The organism is Microvirga rosea, from assembly GCF_020595095.1.
GTDB classification, from domain to species: domain Bacteria; phylum Pseudomonadota; class Alphaproteobacteria; order Rhizobiales; family Beijerinckiaceae; genus Microvirga; species Microvirga rosea.
The window spans coordinates 217,718-236,334 of the sequence record NZ_JAJDOP010000006.1 but is presented as its reverse complement, the minus strand read 5'-3'; the positions used below and the strand labels follow the sequence as shown (position 1 = coordinate 236,334).

Below are 18,617 nucleotides of genomic sequence, written 5' to 3'. Positions count from 1 at the left end.
AGGAGGCGCGGGTGGCATCGGCATAGCCGGGGAGGCTGATCGTGCGGCTCACCTGGCTGTCGTGCTGCGCCACCACCGCGCCCAGACGCAGGCTGAGGTTGCCCCACTGGCCGGCGCCATACAGCGCCCCGAACACGCTCTCGGTGGTGCCCGAGGACAGGCGGGCATCGACATCGAACGAGGTCGAGAGATAGCCGCCGGCCAGACCCAGGCGGATGCCGTCGGAGACCAGGGCATCGGCGCCGAGGAGAAAGCCGCCGGTGGCGGTGTCGAGCGCGGCGGCATTGCCATTGGCGCGGGTGTGGCCCCAGGCGCCGAAGCCTTCGCCCCACAGAGCATAGCGCGGCGCAACGGGAACCGGGGCCACCGCCACCGGGGCCCTTGTCTGGCCGGGGCGATCGGCGGCGAAGGCGGCGCCATAGGGGCCCTGGGCCAGAGAGGGCAGGGCCGGGCCGGTGAGCGGCTGGCGCAGGCGGGTCAGGAGCGCCTCGCGCACCAGCCGCTCCTGCTCATAGGCCACGCTGACGGCGCTGGCATGGGCCTCGCCCGACAGCGCATCAAAGGCGCTACGCGCATCCTGTGCGCTCGTGCTGCCGAGAATCGCACGGTAAATCGGATTGGATGGAGCAAGAGCGCTGATAGCATCGGCAACGGCGTCGTCCGTTGCATCAGCCGCAATTCCATCGAAGGGACGCGCGTTGCGGACGAACGTCACGTTGATCAGGTCGGATCGATAGGTGAGGTTCGGGTCAAGAAACAGGAAGTTTGAATCGACACGGGAAAACCGCCCGCTGATCCCGTCCGTGGCTTCAACAACCGTGTAGTTCCCTGTCAGATCGATACTCGCCGGACTACCGCTTATGGCAAGCGTTCCACCGAGATAAGCAAGTCCTTGGACAGCCAGACGATCCGAGGAGCCGGCGGCGACACGAATGGCCAAAGTGCCATTAGCTTGTTGCATATAATTCCCTGCAATCGTCAGCGTCCCCAGGCCGGACGCTTGCCCGGGAGCGACCGTGCCGGCGGCATTGACGACCCAGTTCGCCGCAACGGTTCCGGAGCCTCCTAATAAACCGCCTTGAACAATGACATTTTGAGCATTGATGCGGCCATCCACTCGGAGAGCTCCGCTCATCAGGGTCGTGTCGAGCAGCGTGGTAAGGACTCTCGACCCCGGAATGTTCAGGACAGCGCTTGCATTGGTGACTGACAGGCTATCGATGGTCGGATCAATGTCGACCGTGACTGTCGAGGCCGCATTGAGCGAGACATCATAGTATCGCCCGACCTCGCCGTACCCGGAGAAGCTGCCGTCCCGGTTGTTGGGAACTTCACTTCGTCCCAGCGTGTCCGACCAGGCTGCCGGATTGCTCCAGGCGAACACACCAGGGTTTGCAAAAGTCTGCCGCAAAGGGTTGTTCTGAGCGATCCACCCCCAATAATCTTGGGCGGGTGTCCAATAGTCGATTGCTCCGTAACCGTCGCCGCCACCAATGACGGTACCGATTTGAACCAGGCCGTTTTCCGTGACAAGGAAAAGGGGTCCACCGCTGTCACCCGGTCCTGGCTGCCCTTGAAGGTTGGGCACCGGAACCCCCTGCCCGCTCAAGTCGAAAGTGTCAGGCTGGGTTGGCGAAGACGGGTCTCTGAACTGCGCATTTACCGCTCTCGGCAGTCCCGGCTCGGTAGGGAAATACCCACTGATATTCGTATATGCGATCCTTCGCTTGCCATCATCGTTGACATTCGGCAGGGAACCGGTCCCCGAGGCTCCGTATCCCGAGATCAGGACAAGCGACCCGATGGCTGGCAGCGGATCGCCTGGCGCGATAAGCCTGACGGGGGACACACCAGTGACAGGTGTGCTTAACGAAAGAAGCGCAATGTCGTTATTTCCGAAAGCATCAGCCGGGTAACCGCGATGGGCGTAAGCTCCGCTAAGCGCTCGATCGTCAGTGGTCGGATTGGCCGCATTACTTCCAAAGCGAACCTGGAACTGCGAAACGGCAGGACTGGTGAAGATTTGGTCCGTCGCGTCACTGATGAGGCAGTGGGAGGCCGTCAGCACCGTGCGACTGTTAATCAGCGTTCCCGTGCACCAGTTTCCGCGCTCCGAGCTGTATATGGAAACAACATTCGGTAACGTGTTGCCTCGATCCCAATAATTGAGAATGCCACCCGCAGCCGCCGCATCGGGATCATTCAGATTAACGGCGTGCGCCGATGCGGCAAGCAGGACACTCGAAATGGCAGTTGCCCCCAAAAGTCCTGATTTCAGACGGCCGCGCGGCCGCACATTCCTATGGCGTCTCGCCATGAGTGCCCCCGTTTTTTGGTGATTTGCTTGGGAAGGAAGTCTTGCAAGATCCGACACTCTTCCGCAAGGGCACGCCAGACGCAGGTCACTCGTTAGTACACAGGCTCTTCGATCCTAGCGCAGAAAAACTTTTGTTGTATCGTAGCGTGGCGGTCAGGCTCCGGCCTGCGGGTTAAAGAGAACGTCGACCCAGTAATTGGTCTTCTGGTAGGAACTGGTGGGGAAGAGGCTTGCGGTTCCGTAGGCGTAAACGCCGTTACGATTGGGCGTCGTATCCGCGAGACCTTTCAACGGACCATTGACGACATCGGTCGCGAAGAAATTGCTGTCCGCCGCATAACGTCCATTGCTGTGATACGACACAACGTAGTTTGTGTTGGCGCTGATGGTGATCGGGTTTGTAAATGTCGCGGTCTGCCACCCGCTTGCTGTTTCATTGGTGAAGTTCAAAGTGCCAAGCTTTGTACCGGTGCTCGTCCATAACGTGCCGCTATGCGTGCCGGTCTCGTTGGCGGCTTTATAGAAACGTATCCCGCCAATTGTGCCGGGGCTGGTTGCCTGGAACGTCATACCGAGTTCCACCGGGCTATCTGCCACGGACGGCAATGCAGGACTCACCGATGTACCAAAGAGACTTACAGGTCCTGTACCGCCGATTGTCAAATTGACGGAACCCGATGCAGTGCCACCGCGACCATCGGAAACGGTATAGGTAAAGCCCCCCGGCCCTGTATAGCCTGCAGTAGGCGTAAACGTTGTCGCTTTTGTTGTCGTGTTGAAGCTCACTGTGCCGTTGGTTGCGTTGCCTGCACCTGTGACACTCAGGGAATCGCCATCCGGATCGCTGTCGTTGGCGAGCAGCGACGATGCTGCAATCGTCAGAGGCGTGTTGGTCGAAGTCGTGAAATTGTCACCGACTGCTACCGGATTACGGTTTGCCGTGGAGGTCGATGGCGTGAAGAGTGCATCGACCCAGTAATTTGCAGTATTGTACGTGCTCGTTGGAAAACTGCTGGCCGAACCATAGGCATACACGCCCGCATTGACGGGAGCCGATAGCGGTCCATTGGACCGCGCGGTGTTGAAATACTGTCCTGAAGCGGAATAGTACCCGTTGGTGTGATAGGAGACTACGTAGGTGGTGTTCGGATTGATCGCCACAGGGTTCGAGAATGTGACAGCCTGCCATCCATTACCGGTTTCGTTGGTGAATGTTGCAGTCGCCAGCTTCGTGCCGGTGCTCGACCAGAGTGTTCCGGTATGGGAGCCAATATTGAGATCGTTCTTGAAGAACCGTACGCCGGTGACGGTACCCGCCACAGACGACTGGAATTTCATGCCGAGCTCAACAGAACTTGGATCAATCTCCGCAACAATCGGAGGACTGATCGACGCGGCAAACACGTTGTTGCCGGCAACCGTTACCGTACGGCCCGTGCCGGGAACCTCCATGTTGACGCTATCGTCCACGGCTCGCGTCCTGATGTTGTAGGTCCCTGGCGCATTCGGGGTCCAGCTGTAGCTCCAGCTTTCATCTCCCGATACGGGGTGCCAGGAGGTTCCGCCGTCGGTGGTAATCTCGACTCCAGCGATGACTCCGCCGACGTCGGAAGCCGTGCCGCTGATCGTGACAGGTTGCCCGACTGTGAAGGCTGCGCCGCCGCCTGGCGTGGTTATGGTCGAGACAGGCTTCGTCGTGTCGGTCGACTGCGTTGCCCGGACTAACCCTGTTTCCAATGTCCCTGGCTGAATACCCATGTCGGCGAGCAGGTTCACCATCGCCTGTTTGACGCGTGGATCGACGGGGGTCGCCTCCAGATCGTGGTTCGCGTCAAGACCCCAGGCCCAGTAGACTGTGCCCGAACCGAACACCAGGGCGCCGCTGGGCGCGCGGTAGAGAGTCAATTTGTGCGTCGCCGTCGAAGATCCCGTCCGCGTTCCGTAATCAAGCAGGTATGTATCCACCGGCAATGTCGTTGATGACAACTCGACAAGGCCAGCGGGACCGAAACCGTTGTCCGGAGCGACATCCCATTCGTAACCAAGATAGTTCTTGGTCAGCGTCGCGCTTTGCCCCGGCTGGAGATTGGCAACGCTGGTATTGCGCCAGAAGCGCAGATTGGCGTCGTCGTAAGGAATGGTAATTGCGTCGCTCCGGTAGGAATCGACCTGGAAAAGAGTTCCCGTCAAGGCATTCTCGGGACGCCCGGCGCCAACGGAGTTCGCCGAGACATAGCGTGGGTCACGATAGGTCCCAGTCCATTGAGTATTAGGATCAATCGGCCCGGACCGTGTCTCCTTGTACGACACCAATGTGCGATAGGATTGGCCACCCGAACTGATGCTCGGCTCCCATCGGGTCTTCCAATAAACCTCGTTACCGCTCCAGAAGGACAGGTTGACGCCCGCGTCCCTGGCTGCCTCCACGTTGGAGCGCTGTTGGCCAGACCAGTACTCATCGTGCCCGACGCTGAGGAACATCTTGTGATTTTTAATGAGACTACCGAAGCGATCGGAATCGACGCCTGTCATATAAGAGACGTCATAGCCATTCTTCTCCAACCAAAGGAGCGCGGGATATTCCGCGCCGAAGATGTAGTCCTGCGGCCCTGCCGCAAGGCCGCCGCCACGGGTCGTAATAGGGCGGTTGTAACTGACCTTGTAAGCTCGCCCAGGGGCTGAATCTCCTCCAGGTCCATTGCCACCATACAGGTTGGCTCCGCCCCAGGGATTATATGCCTGCCATGTTTCATCCGAGGTTTGAAAAATCACGTCACTTGTGCTGGCGTCGTCACGGACGATGAATGGAATATGGTTCTGACCCGCCGTCCCATCCTGACGTACCAGTTTGGCAATGTAGATTCCCGATACGGCATCGGCGGGAATATTCCATGACGCGGACACGGACCAGTTGCCCGCATCCACCAGACCCGTCGCAGCATCACGCAATGGAGCCGGCTGCGTCTGGACACCCGTATGCTGCAGGGTGGCGACCTTACGGGCGCCCATGCCGCCATAATATCCTAGCCGATAAATATCGATCCGGTAGTTGCTCGAGTTCGTATTGATCTTGAAATTGACCGCGCTCCCATGATTGACGCTGATGTCAGTTGCAAATCCTTCTATGTTCGCGCTTCCTGATCCCGTAATGCTCCACTCACTTTGCGGGTTTCCTGGCTTCTGGTTTTCGAGAACGATCGGGTTTGTCGCGGTAGCCGTCACGGCGAGCGTCGTCGGAGTGCTGGTCGTCACGGGTCCTTTCAGAACGCCTTGCTCTTCCGTCGCACGGGAGTGGCGCCCCGAGGTTTCCGATCCAAGCCCGGCCGGGGTGGCGCGGCCCGCTCCTGGGGCGACGTCTTGCGCATCGAACATTGAGGACATAGGACGCCTCCCGCGTACGATTGAGCGGAAATAAATTCGGAAAACACTCAGCACGCTACCGATGCCGGTTCCTGATCTGGGCGCCTGCATTTTCCTGCTGCAGGCTTCTCGCGAATTTTCTCAGAACACGGCCACGTGGGAACAATAGCTTAAATCAATCCTCGCAGATCAACTTACGCCTTCAAAAGACGAAGTTAAATCTACCCACACTAGGTAGAACTATCCTATTTTCGATGATCCCATCGATATTCCTTTTCTAGGATACTATGTTGTCGACTATGAATTTGTTCGCTTTGACGCTCGTCGAATGCGAGGCAACTTCGTTCATTATTTCAAAGGCCTATTTGTGAATGGGTTTCACCAAACTCCTCTTCAATACGGAAGCCGCTCCTAAGTCTCTCGTCGCTACGCATTCCTGCTCGGTCATTCAAAAAGGTCAGATGCGGTTGGCAGCCCTCTAGAAACAAGACTTAATCTCAAGTAACATGAGAAAATATCATGATTGGAAGCCTCAACGAATATGGATCGACCGACACTCTTTCCGTCTCTGACAGGACTTAGGAGCTTCGAGGCGGCCGTGCGGCACGGCAGCATGACGAAAGCAGCCGCCGAACTGGATGTCACTCAGGGGGCCGTCAGTCGCGCTATCAGGGCGCTACAGGCCGAACTGGGCTTCCCGCTCCTTGCCAAGACAAAGCCGGCCTTGGAACTAACCCCGCTCGGCGAAGCGGTCTTCGCGGAGCTTCATTACTCATTCGATCGCATCAAAAAGCTCATGGAGCGCCTTAAGGCAGAGGAAGACAGCCGCGCCTTGAGAATCGACGTGCTGCCGACCTTCGGTCTCAGGCTTCTCATCCCACGCTTGCCTAGCTTCAAGGCACAGTACCCCGACATGCAGATCGATGTGGTTGTCGGCGAGGGACCCATCGACTTCAGCAATGACCAGGTAGACGTTGGAATTCGTTATGGAAAAGGCGATTGGGCCCGCACCAAATCCTACCGGATCCTCGATGAGGAACTGATTGTCGTTTGCGCGCCGTCTCTTTTGAACGAAGGCGAAATCGATCCCACACAACTCCGGTCCGATCAGATGATCCGACACACCACACGACTGGAAGCCTGGGGCGAATGGTTCGAGAGTCTGCATCTACCCTCCCGGCAAGCCTCAGGCCTGGGTTTTGAGCACTTCTTCATGGTCATCGAGGCCGCAGTTGTCGGCATCGGCTATGCCCTCTTGCCACGATTTCTCATCCGCGAAGAGTTAGCGAAGGGAACACTTGTCATCGCCTCCCCCCATACCCTTCGCCGGCAGCAGGGCTATTTTCTGATGTGCAGCCCGGAACGGCAGGCGGACCCGCGGGTACTGGCTTTCCGGCGTTGGCTACACCTCGAGCTCCAGAACGAACCGTTTTAAGGGCCGAAATTCAGGCCAGTGCTGCTTAAGAACTAGGCAAAGACTCTCTTGTGTTGTGAGTAGAGCTCATGTTAGCTCTTTCCTGTAGGGCAATGTTTGAACGGCAGCGCGCCTCTTCATTCGTTACCCGAGGGCTCCTCGCGCTGCAGGCTCACGCCATCCATGACCTCTTCCCCGTCCCACGTCGTCTTCATCACGTCCCCTCTTGAGTATGAACATGTAGAGCGTATCCGCGCGGCGGCCCCTGAATGCACCGAGGTCCTCTACGAACCAGACCTTTTGCCGCCAACCCGTTACGTGGCCGACCACAAGGGCCGCGACGGCTTTGTACGCACGCAAAGTCAGGAGACACGCTGGCGCGAAGCCCTTTCGAGAGCAACGATCCTGTGGGACTTTCCCTCAGGGTCGCAAGGCACAAGAGGGCTATCACTGGCGCCGCAAGTCAAATGGGTACAGACGACGAGCTCCGGTGTCGGACAGGCGGTCGCCAGCATGGGGCTTGCCGAAACGGATGTGATCGTCACGACCGCCCGCGGCGTGCATGCCGACGCGCTCGCCGAATTCGCAATCTTCGTCATGCTTGCCCATGTCAAGGATCTGCCGCGCCTTCAACGAGATCAGCAGGCCCATCGATGGGAGCGATATTGCTGTGGTGAACTCTCCGGAAAATCTCTAACGATCATCGGAGCAGGCCAAGTGGGAGCGCGTGTCGCTTGCTTGGCGCGCGCCTTCAACATGCGGGTCAATGCTGTCGTCAACCGCCCCTCCCCTGAGCGGCGGGACGAGCTTTTCGCAGACGCCGTCTTTGGGCAATCCGACTTGAAGACAGCTGTCAGCAACGCGGACTACATTGTTCTAGCCACTCCTCATACCCCCCAAACCGAGCGAATGATCGATGCTTCGGTTTGGGCTGCAACGAAAAAGGGCGTGGTGTTCATCAACATCGCCCGCGGCCAGGTCGTCGACGAACCCGCCATGATCCAGGCTTTGGCGGACGGACATATTGGAATGGCGGGACTTGATGTGGCGACGACGGAACCCTTGCCGCCGGGCTCGCCCTTGTGGTCCATGCCCAATGTGATGATCAGCCCGCATTCGGCGAGCACCGCTCCAAGTGAGAACCGCAAAATCACGGATATCTTCATCCAGAACTTGAATCATTATGTCCGCGGAGAACCCGACCGGATGATCAACGTGCTGGACAAGGCGCGGATGTACTGAGGCAGGAAAGCAGCACGAAGTTCGACATCATCGCAAAGGACAATTGAGCAAAACGGGAAAGACGTCCCCGGACGGGATTGGAAAGCCAGAACCGAGCAGAACGTCAAAAAAGCCAGAGGAGCCTTCATATGAAATATTATGCACTGATGGCGGCGGCCGCGACGCTGACTGCCTCGAGTTTTCTATCGATCTCCGTGAATGCTGAAGATGCAAAGCCGCAATACGGCGGCGAGCTCGCTCTGACAGGCCAGCTCGACAAAACGATGTTTCCGGGCCGCAACACGGACGCGGGAGGCATGGATGTGTACCTCAATGCCTGCGAAAACCTCGTGGAGATGACGGCGGACCGCACGATCAAGCCGGCTCTGGCTAAAAGCTGGTCGGTGTCGGATGACCTGAAAACGATTACATTTCAGCTTAACGAGGGTATTCAGTTCCATGATGGAACTCCCTTCAACGCCGAAGCTGTGGCCTTCGTGTTCAACGAAGCTCTCGCGAAGAAATTTCTTTATGTCAGCCTGCTTGAAGGGCTCGAAAAGGTTGTGGCCGACGGCGAATACCAAGTGTCATTCAAGCTGACGAAGCCGTCGGCCGCGCTCATTCCAAATCTCGCCTATCGCACCATGTGTATCTTCAGTCCGGCCGCCTACAAAGCCACGGGAGAAGAGGGCCTGGGCAGCAAGATTGTCGGCACCGGCCCGTTTGTGTTGTCCGCTTTCTCGAAGGGCGAGTACGTGCTTTTCAAGCGAAATGACAAGTACTGGCAGAAGGGAAAACCCTATCTCGACAGCATTCGCATCCTCTTCGTCCCTGAAGTAACGACCCGGGTGGCGATGCTGGAAAGCGGCGATGTTGATCGGGCGGCCGGCATTCCCGACTTCGACATTCCGCGCTTGTCATCGGACGACAATCTGAAGGTCTCGACAATTCCGAGCCTTCAACAGAACTATGTCGTCATCAACAATCTGAAGAAGCCTTTGGACGACCCACGGGTTCGTCAGGCATTGAACTATGCCGTCGATAAGGCGGGAATTGTCAAATCGGTCTTTGCTGGGACGGGAGCCACCCTTTCGCAAGCACCGACTCTGACCCCTGGTGTCTTCGGGTTCACGGATATGCGCGAGCCCGGCAAGAACACTATCTTCGCCTTCGACTTGGACAAGGCCAAGGACCTCCTGAAGCAAGCGGGCTATGAAGATCGCAACGGAGATAAAGTCGTCGAGAATGCACAGGGCGAGCCTCTTTCCCTAAAGCTCTGGACCAGGAAGGCGGGCAAGGGTGAATATCAGATTGCCCAGCTTGTTCAGAACTTCCTGGAAAAGCTCGGCATCAAGATCGAACTCACGGTGCTTGAGAGTGCGACATTCAGCGCAGCTCTCTCGTTGGGACCGCAGGAGGCCAAGTACGACCTCGCGCTGCTCGCCTGGACGATCCCGACAGCGGATCCGGACGAGCCGATGATGTATATGACCCATACCAAGGCCTGGAAGCCAGCCGGTGCCAATCGGATGTTCTTCTCGAATGCTGAAACCGATCGGTTGGCCGAACAGGCTCATGCGGAACCGGACACGAAAAAGCGCGCCGAGTACGTCCGCCTGTGGATGGCGGAGTTGCTCAAGCAGGCACCCGTCATCTACCTGCCGACCGTCAATCTCACCGAAGCGTACAGGACTTATGTCCATGACGCGAAGTATCTGCCAGCCGGCACCTATGACGCCACGTCAGCTTGGATCGACAAGGCGGCAAAGGGGCAGCAGGGCATTTCCCGGTAGTCCAGCGGGAGGCCGGGGGTTCCTTCCCCGGCCTCCATGCACAACGTCGTGGAACGTCGGACATCGTCATGCTGAAACTCGTCCTCGCGAGACTAGCCTTCATGGTGGCGGCAGGCTTCGTCCTGCTGACGTTCCTGTTCTGCCTCTTTCACGCCATACCAGGTGATCCGGCCCGCCTGATCGCGGGCGATAGCGCACCGGAGGCCCTGGTACAGAGCATCCGCCAAGCCTACGGCCTCGATCAACCCTTGCTTACCCAGTACACCACCTACATGGGCCGCGTCCTGCACGGCGATTTCGGTCTCTCGAACTTCTCGCGTCAACCTGTGCTCCAGATCGTCGGGCCTCGGCTTCTCAATACCGCCAAGCTCGCCGGGTGGTCGATGCTCCTTGCCATGAGCGTGAGTCTTCTTCTCGGTTCCCTATCGGCCATGTACTGGGACAGACCGCTCGATCGCGGCGTGACCGCATTTTCGCTCGTGGGAATCTGCACGCCGATCTTCGTCACGGGCATCCTCGGAATCTATTTCTTCGGTGTGCACCTGCGTTGGCTGCCCATTGGCGGCATGAGTTCTTGGAAGCACTATGTCATGCCGGTTCTGACTCTTGGCCTCGCACAAGCGGCCGGCTTCACCCGCATGGTACGTGCCTGCATGATCGATGCGCTCGGTCGCGACTTCATCACCACAGCACGTGCCAAAGGTGTTCCGGAGAGAACCATCGTATTCAAGCATGGGCTTGGAAATGCCCTTTTGCCTATCATTACGTTTTTCGGCCTAGGCCTTGGCCATATGCTCGGAGGAGCGGCGGTGGCGGAATCAATCTTCAACTGGCCAGGACTTGGACGCCTCATGGTGGATTCGATCCTGACCCGCGACCTGCCACTTACTCAAGGATGCATCTTTTTCTTCGCGATGACCTTCATCCTCGTGAATCTCATCGTCGATCTGCTGTACCGCTGGGCCGATCCCAGGATTGCCAATGATTGACATCTCTCTCATTCGCCGGAGCCATTGAAGATGGAAATCCTTAGGCGCTACGCCTGCGACCGAGTAGGGCTTTTCTTCGGCATCATCCTGCTCGGATTCTATGCGGTTGCCATCACGGCTCAATGGATTACGCCGGTGGATCCCTTCGAAACAAATCTGTCGGAGGGCCTTCAGCCGCCTTCGGCAGCTCACTGGTTCGGGACCGACCAGTTTGGGCGAGATACGTTCTCCCGCGTCATTCTTGCGACGCAGGTGACGGCGAAGATCACGACGGTATCCCTGCTGTTTTCCCTCCTGATCGGCGTACCGATTGGGATGATGGTGGGCTATCTCGGCGGCATCGCCGACGCCGTGGTGATGCGGCTGACGGATATGCTACTGATCTTTCCAACCATCATGATTGCCATCATCATTGTGGTGGTCGTAGGGCCATCTCAAAACGGCGTCATCATTGCCCTGGGCTTGTCTCAGCTTCCAAATTTCATTCGGATTGCACGCAGCGCCGCGTTGTCGGTCCGTCGTGAATTGTACGTGGAGGCCGCAGTCGCCGCCGGAGCAAGCTGGCCGGATATTCTGCTGCGTCACATCCTCCACAATATCTCCGGACCCATCATCGTCAAATCGACCCTTGCCCTCCCCGGCTTCGTCATCGGCGCATCGTCTCTCAGCTATCTCGGCTTGGGGGTTCAGCCTCCAACGCCCGAGTGGGGACAGATGCTCCACGAAGCCAAAGATTTCCTGACCAACGCTCCTTACCTGATCGTGGGTCCCGCCATAGCCCTCTCGCTCTTCGTTTTGGCCGCCAACATGGCAGGAGACAGTCTCAACGAGAGCCTCGACCCGAAACTGAAGGGGCGCCGCATCAAGCGCATCGTCCCACGTTTGACAGGGCGGATTGCGACATCATGAAGGACCTTCTCGACATCAGGGACCTCCGGGTCAACTTCATGACGGAAGCGGGTATAGCCCGGGCCGTCGACGGGATCGATGTGTCCATTGCACCGGGTCAAACCCTTGCCATCGTCGGCGAGAGCGGATGCGGAAAATCCGTGACATCGCGGGCCATCATGGGGCTGATCCAGCCACCAGGGTGGATCGAAGGAGGCGAGATTTGGTTTGCCGCGCGACAGGGTCCCACAGATCTGGCCCAGCTGCCGCCGAACGGACGGCAGATCAATGCCATTCGCGGCTCGGAAATCACGATGATTTTTCAAGAGCCCATGACCGCCCTCAATCCGGTGCTGAAAATCGGCGCGCAGATCATGGAACCGCTTCTTCTGCATGAGAAGATATCCAAAAGCGAGGCCAAGGAACGTGCTATTGCCAGCCTTGCGGCTGTGGGTATTTCATCACCAGGACAGCGGTTCGACGAGTATCCACATAACCTGTCAGGCGGCATGAGACAGCGTGCAATGATCGCTATGGCGCTGGTATGCAATCCTTCCCTTCTCATAGCGGACGAGCCGACGACCGCGCTCGATGTTACGATCCAGGCTCAGGTGTTGGACCTGATGAAGGATTTGCGACGTGACTTCTCCGGTGCGATCATGTTCATCACGCATGATCTCGGAGTCGTGGCGACCATGGCGGACCATGTCATGGTGATGTATCGCGGCAAAGTCGTGGAGCGCGCGGCGGTGCGCGATCTTTATCGCCATCCGCTTCACCCCTACACACAGGGTCTCTTGCGCTCAGTGCCGTCCATAGCCGGACGCGGCGCCAAGCGGCTGGCGACGATCGAAGGATCGGTACCACGACCGACCGAACGCATTCGCGGCTGCGCCTTCGCACCTCGCTGCCCCCATGCAATGCCGGTCTGCAAGCAGGACACTCCAGCTCTTGCTCCGGTCCAGCAGGACCATCGAGCCGCGTGCTTTCTTCATCACGCGGTTGCCGAGGAGCAGGCGCATGCAGCCTGACGTTCTTCTTCAGGTCACAGGCCTGCGAAAGCACTTTCCGACCCGAAGCGGGCTGTTTCATACAGGAAGCGCGGTTAAGGCCGTCGATGGCGTTGATCTAACCATCAAGGCAGGCGAGACGATTAGCCTTGTGGGCGAGAGCGGTTGCGGCAAGAGCACTACGGGACGTTCCATTCTGCGGCTGATCGAACCGAGCGAAGGAGAAATCCTCTTCAGGAGCCGGGCAATAGGCGGTTCGTCCGAGACCCTAGTCAACGTCGCGACGCTTTCCTCGTCACAGATGAAGCTGCTGCGCCGCGAGATGCAGATCATCTTTCAGGATCCCTATTCCTCGCTCGACCCGAGAATGAACGTCGCCGACATCGTTGGCGAACCCCTTCGGATTCAAGGCGTTCTTACCCGCGCCGAGCGTCGGGACCGGGTAATCCACCTTCTGGAGGCAGTCGGACTTGGCGGCGACCACGCAAAGCGGTTTCCGCACGAATTTTCCGGCGGCCAGCGCCAGAGAATTGGCATTGCCCGCGCCCTTGCCCTGACTCCGCGGTTTATCGTGGCGGATGAACCGGTCTCGGCGCTTGACGTTTCGATCCAGGCCCAGGTCGTCAATCTGCTTCAGGACCTTCAGGCGGAGATGGGACTGACATACCTCTTCATCGCTCATGACCTTTCCGTCGTCCGGCATATCAGCAACCGCGTGGCCGTGATGTATCTCGGGCGCATTGTGGAGATCGGCAGCAGCAAGGCCGTCTTCTCGCGCCCCCAGCATCCCTATACCGAGGCGTTGCTCTCCGCGGTCCCGATCCCGGATCCCGATTCAGCCCGTGCGCGGATCCGCCTGCATGGCGACGTTCCAAATCCGAGCGCGCCCCCACCGGGCTGTCCGTTTCATCCTCGGTGCTCTTACGCAACCGCCCAATGCCGAGAGCAGGTGCCGGCTCTCCGCGACGCGGGGCCCGATCAACAGGCAAGTTGTCACCGAATAGAAGAGCTAACATTGGCAGGCATTAACGACCATTAGAACGACACGGAAGCACCACCGCGGCTGACACCGAGGGTGGGCTACAGACAAGATTGAGGAGACATCAAGTGAAGCTCACATCCCAAGAAACGGGTGTCTACGCCATCGCGCCGACCCCGTTCCTGGCAAACGGACAGATCGACAATGAGTCGGTTGACCGCATGACGGATTTCTATGAGGAAACCGGTTGCAAGGGTATCACTGCGCTTGGCATCATGGGCGAAGCGCATAAGCTTGAGGCCGATGAGGCTCATTCGGTCGCGGCAAGGATCATTAAGCGAGCCTCAATTCCAGTTGTGATCGGCGTCTCAGCTCCTGGGTTCGCGGCCATGCGCCGGCTGGCCCACTTCGCCATGGATCAAGGTGCAGCCGGAGTGATGATTGCACCGGCACCGAACCTCCGGACCGACGATCAAATCGTCTCGTACTTCCGACAAGCCATCGAGGAAATCGGCAGCGATATTCCGTGGGTGCTACAGGACTATCCGCTCACCCTCAATGTGATCATGACCCCATCGGTGATCCAGAAAATCGTCAACGAGAATCCTTCCTGCGTGATGCTGAAGCATGAAGATTGGCCAGGACTCGAGAAGATTTCGTCCTTGCGGAAATCGCAGGCGGACGGCTCGTTGCGTCCGTTTTCAATCCTATGTGGAAACGGGGGGTTGTTCCTCGATATGGAAATGCGGCGAGGCGCCGATGGGGCCATGACAGGCTATGCCTTTGTCGACGCCCTTGTTGAGATCGTATCGCTCTTCCAGGCAGGCAAGCAGGTTGAGGCGCAGGATCTCTATGACGCTCACCTGCCCTTCCTCCGCTATGAGCAGCAACAGGGCATAGGGCTTGCGATTCGCAAATATGTCATGATGCGCCGCGGAATACTCTCGTCGGATGTTCAACGCAGGCCCGGCCCGGCGCTGACGGCGCCCGCGCGTGGGGATATCGAGATGCTGCTCGGCCGCTTGGCGCGTGCGGATAAACGCGCAAGGCTCGCCCCTCTCGATCATGCAGCCTGACCCCTTGGAGACGTGACTGCTTCCTGAAATATCCGTTGTCAGGTCCATGACAACGGATCCCGCCGGGGCTGGCGACAGCCGCCTCGACGCGAACACTCCATTTTCCTGACGGAGCTTCCGAACCGAGAAATCCTCGGATAATACTGTTGCGCCGACTGCTTCCGCGGTCGCGCTTCAAAGGAGGCAAGGGTGCCAATCATCACATGTGGAACGGTTCAGTTTCACCATAAGGCAAACGACAAGGCCTATAACATGTCGGTGGTAGAGCGCTTTTGCCGGGAGGCCGCTGAGCAAGGCGTTAAAGTCCTTGCCTTCCCGGAAATGTGCCTGTCGGGCTACTGGCATGTCCGAAATCTGCCGCGCAGCTCGATCGAAGCCCTGGCTGAGCCGGTTCCCACCGGCCCTTCGGTGCAGAAAGTCATTCATCTCGCAGCCCACTATGACATGGCGATCGGCATCGGGCTGATCGAAAAGGCAGAGGACGGGCGGCTGTTCAATACTTACGCCGTTTGCCTGCCGGACGGCCAGGTCCATCGCCATCGCAAGCTTCATGCTTTCGAGCATGACGAGATTTCGAGCGGAGACAGCTACACCGTCTTCGACACGCCATGGGGCGTTAGAATCGGTATCCTTATCTGCTGGGACAACAATCTCGTCGAGAACGCCCGTGCCACGGCCTTGCTTGGTGCTGATATCGTCATGGCACCCCATCAGACTGGCGGCTGCAACTCGCGCAGTCCTCAGGCCATGGGTCTAATCGATCCGGCGCTATGGGAGAACCGTCACCGGAATCCGGAAGCCATCGAACGAGAGTTTCGCGGGCCGAAAGGCCGAGAATGGCTTCTGCGTTGGCTTCCCGCCCGCGCGCATGACAACGGTTATTTCCTGTTGTTCAGCAATGGGGTCGGTGAGGATGACGGGGAAGTTCGGACAGGCAACGCCATGATCATCGATTGCTACGGACGAATACTTGCCGAAACATGGAAGGCGGAAGACGCTTTGGTTGTGAGCGAGCTCGATCTTGACCTATTACCGCTCGCCACGGGGCGCCGTTGGATTCGAGGCCGACGCCCTGAGCTATATCAGGTCCTCGCGGACAAACGCGGCGATGAATTGCGCCCGCAAGACGCGCGATTTTCAGAAACACCGACCGGCCGGCTCATGTAACGAGGTTGTCTTTAGCAGCTTCGGGCCTGAACGAAGCAATTATAGAGAACAGCGATGGCGGCAAGGCCAATGGATCCGCCTACAGTGAAGCCCACTAGCTCAAGGAGCCTATGTGCAACAATTTCTTCACCGGGGGTAACACCATGCATCGCGTGATAGAGATGATGCGCCAAGGTGATCAATAATCCCAGCTTCGCTCCTTGATAGGCGGCGAGGGAAACTTGCCACAAGCGATGCGCCTGCTGTGCCTTCGGCTTCGATTCCAACCAGCTTGCTCGTTGCATTATGACGGTGTCCGGACGACGGTCTTCCTAGCCTAGACCTAACGTCACAAACCTGAGCTGGTTTCATACAAAATCGGGAATGGCGCAGGGCCTTTAGGTCGGCCCTGCGACTTCAAGATGTTTGGTAGGCCTGAGTCTCAGAGAAGGCCTGCTCTATTCACGCCTGATGTCACTTGAAGGCGCCTCGAAGCGCGAGCGGTTGCGGTAGCGCCTTACCAAGGCATATCCGCCGGCGATAAGGAGAAATGGCAGGCCTGCCCCTGCGAGGGGGCCGGGGGCGCCTCTGTTTTGACCGGGCGCCTGGGGGTTGCCGCCAGGGCCGCCAGCCCAAGGGGGTGGACCAGGATTGCCGCCAGGGGCGGCTAGCGCCGCCATAGCGCTTATTGCGTACGCAGCGCCGGCCGCGATAACGATTTTGTTCAAGGCTCGCATATATGCCTCCCAATGCAGGATATGCAGGCATAGCGCGAAGTCCTGCCTCGATTGTGGCACTTATACTGAAGGGGTGCCGGTTAAGCCTTTTGCGTTCGGCCTCATCAAAAAGGGCGGCCTGACGGCCGCCCCCTTCTTATTCACTGAGAAGCGGACTAGCGAATGACCTGAACGATCTTGTGGCTCTTGGGCTCGACCAAGACCGGGGTATTGTTGACCACCGTATAGCGATAGCCCTTGACCTTATATTCAGCTGGCACCTCGTAATACGTTACGCCGCTTGAAGGGAGCACAGCGCCGACACGGACCTCTTCCTTATAGGTGTAGGAGGGTACCTTCTGAGTTGTTACATATTCACGAAATTCCGGCTGCTGTTGAGAGGCAATCCCCCCAACGATTGCACCGGTCACTCCACCGACAGCCGCACCGACCGGACCGCCGACGACAGCGCCGCCGACTGCACCCGTTGCGGCGCCTGCGGCAGCACCACCGGACTGAGCATAGGCGCCTGCGGGGATAAGGGCTGCAAGCACGGCACCAACGAGAAGAACATTCTTCGACATAAGCTGACTCCTCAGTTTTCGTTTTCGACGCAGCTCCAAACCTCTTCCCCCACCGCGACACCTCTGATGCAAAGCTCAGGCGGCAGGAGAGTTTGGGGCCACTTCGACGGAAAGATAAATCCCGTAAACTTAAAGCAAGCAAACTTTCTTATTCATTTTTGATTCAGATTTTGGCACCTGACGATCAAACCATGACCCAGGCTAAAGCGGCGAATATTGTCGCCATGGAACCAATTTCAAAACGACAAGTTATTTGTTCTTATGAGCCTTTTTTCAAACGCACAATCAATAACAGTTATGCTTGATTTTTAGCTTATAGTATCAAGAAAATCATTTTGGAAATTCGGGCGAAACTTCCGATTGCTGAGCTTGGACATCACTCGTGATTGCAGTCTTTACAGTCCGCTCAAAGATGCAGGACCACTTCCAGACGGTTGCAGGCAAGACCGCCATAGGAACCTCGGCATAAGCCCTTCCAGCAAACTCTGAAGCGAGGCGCAGCGGGTTCGGGGGCGGCTATTCCTCGTACCAGTCCACAAACGGGCTTGTCTGGAATTTGACACCCGCCCTATACGTTGATATCAACCTATAGGGCGGGTTGATACATCCAACATTCGAATTTTGCGGCAGTGATCCGCAAGATCATCCAAGGAGACGCTTGATGAAATACGTCGATGGTTTCGTAATTGCTGTTCCGGCGGCTAGCAAAGAGATCTATCGCAAACACGCCGCGGAAGCCGCTCCCCTGTTCAAGGAGTTTGGCGCAACCCGCATGGTCGAATGCTGGGGCGACGATGTTCCGGACGGCAAGTTGACAGATTTTCGCGGTGCCGTGAAAGCGAAGGATGACGAGGTCGTCGTTTTCAGCTGGATCGAATATCCGTCAAAAGAAGTTCGGGATGCCGCCAACAAGAAAATCATGAGCGATCCGCGAATGAAGGCCATGGGAGAACAGATGCCGTTCGACGGAAAGCGCATGATCTTCGGAGGCTTCGCCCCAATCCTTGATGTCTAGACGCACGCCTTGTGAAGCTCTAGCGCCTGATATTTCGATCCCTATGGACGACGCCCACGGGCGTCGCTCTCTTCTTCAAATGTGGGGATGTTCAACTCTGACCGATGCG

13 protein-coding genes and 1 pseudogene are annotated in these 18,617 nt (G+C 57.8%); 10 read left to right on the top strand and 4 right to left on the bottom strand.

Annotation, left to right across the window (positions count from 1 at the left end):
* A partial coding sequence (locus tag LJD17_RS17090) for an autotransporter domain-containing protein (RefSeq protein WP_227385404.1) occupies window positions 1-2,317 on the bottom strand: 2,317 nt, incomplete at its 3' end.
* 153 nt (window positions 2,318-2,470) lie between these two features.
* Window positions 2,471-5,602, bottom strand: a pseudogene (locus tag LJD17_RS17085) (N,N-dimethylformamidase beta subunit family domain-containing protein); the annotation flags it as partial.
* A 616-nt stretch (window positions 5,603-6,218) separates the two neighbouring features.
* Here LJD17_RS17085 and LJD17_RS17080 point away from each other — a divergent pair.
* From LJD17_RS17080 to LJD17_RS17040, 9 genes are all read left to right on the top strand, one after another.
* The gene (locus tag LJD17_RS17080) at window positions 6,219-7,112 is read left to right on the top strand and encodes a LysR substrate-binding domain-containing protein (RefSeq protein WP_227385402.1); all 894 of its coding nucleotides are present in this window, start codon (window positions 6,219-6,221) and stop codon (window positions 7,110-7,112) included.
* A 162-nt stretch (window positions 7,113-7,274) separates the two neighbouring features.
* On the top strand, window positions 7,275-8,333 hold the full coding sequence (locus LJD17_RS17075) for a D-2-hydroxyacid dehydrogenase (RefSeq protein WP_227385401.1): 1,059 nt from the start codon (window positions 7,275-7,277) through the stop codon (window positions 8,331-8,333).
* A gap of 128 nt (window positions 8,334-8,461) precedes the next feature.
* The gene (locus LJD17_RS17070) at window positions 8,462-10,105 is read left to right on the top strand and encodes an ABC transporter substrate-binding protein (protein WP_227385400.1); all 1,644 of its coding nucleotides are present in this window, start codon (window positions 8,462-8,464) and stop codon (window positions 10,103-10,105) included.
* A 68-nt stretch (window positions 10,106-10,173) separates the two neighbouring features.
* On the top strand, window positions 10,174-11,094 hold the full coding sequence (locus LJD17_RS17065; RefSeq protein WP_227385399.1) for an ABC transporter permease: 921 nt from the start codon (window positions 10,174-10,176) through the stop codon (window positions 11,092-11,094).
* Window positions 11,095-11,124: 30 nt separating this feature from the next.
* Window positions 11,125-12,003 (top strand): ABC transporter permease, encoded by an 879-nt coding sequence (locus tag LJD17_RS17060; protein WP_227385398.1) that lies wholly within the window; start codon window positions 11,125-11,127, stop codon window positions 12,001-12,003.
* Window positions 12,000-13,013, top strand: a complete 1,014-nt coding sequence (locus LJD17_RS17055; protein ID WP_227385397.1) for an ABC transporter ATP-binding protein — start codon at window positions 12,000-12,002, stop codon at window positions 13,011-13,013. Before LJD17_RS17060 ends, LJD17_RS17055 begins: the two co-directional genes overlap by 4 nt.
* Window positions 13,003-14,031 (top strand): ABC transporter ATP-binding protein, encoded by a 1,029-nt coding sequence (locus LJD17_RS17050; RefSeq protein WP_227385396.1) that lies wholly within the window; start codon window positions 13,003-13,005, stop codon window positions 14,029-14,031. Before LJD17_RS17055 ends, LJD17_RS17050 begins: the two co-directional genes overlap by 11 nt.
* A 68-nt stretch (window positions 14,032-14,099) precedes the next feature.
* Window positions 14,100-15,047: a dihydrodipicolinate synthase family protein gene (locus LJD17_RS17045; protein ID WP_227385395.1), complete on the top strand. Its 948-nt coding sequence runs from the start codon at window positions 14,100-14,102 to the stop codon at window positions 15,045-15,047.
* Between the two features lie 189 nt (window positions 15,048-15,236).
* Window positions 15,237-16,214 (top strand): nitrilase family protein, encoded by a 978-nt coding sequence (locus tag LJD17_RS17040; protein WP_227385394.1) that lies wholly within the window; start codon window positions 15,237-15,239, stop codon window positions 16,212-16,214.
* Window positions 16,215-16,225: 11 nt separating this feature from the next.
* Here the strand turns inward: LJD17_RS17040 and LJD17_RS17035 are convergent, their stop codons facing one another.
* On the bottom strand, window positions 16,226-16,498 hold the full coding sequence (locus LJD17_RS17035; protein WP_227385393.1) for a hypothetical protein: 273 nt from the start codon (window positions 16,496-16,498) through the stop codon (window positions 16,226-16,228).
* A 587-nt stretch (window positions 16,499-17,085) separates the two neighbouring features.
* Window positions 17,086-17,493 carry a DUF1236 domain-containing protein gene (locus LJD17_RS17030; protein WP_227385392.1) on the bottom strand — a complete coding sequence of 136 codons (408 nt, stop codon included), beginning with the start codon at window positions 17,491-17,493 and terminating at the stop codon, window positions 17,086-17,088.
* Between the two features lie 661 nt (window positions 17,494-18,154).
* Here LJD17_RS17030 and LJD17_RS17025 point away from each other — a divergent pair.
* Complete coding sequence (locus LJD17_RS17025; protein ID WP_227385391.1) at window positions 18,155-18,508, top strand: DUF1428 domain-containing protein; 354 nt, start codon at window positions 18,155-18,157, stop codon at window positions 18,506-18,508.
* Window positions 18,509-18,617: the final 109 nt, after the last annotated feature.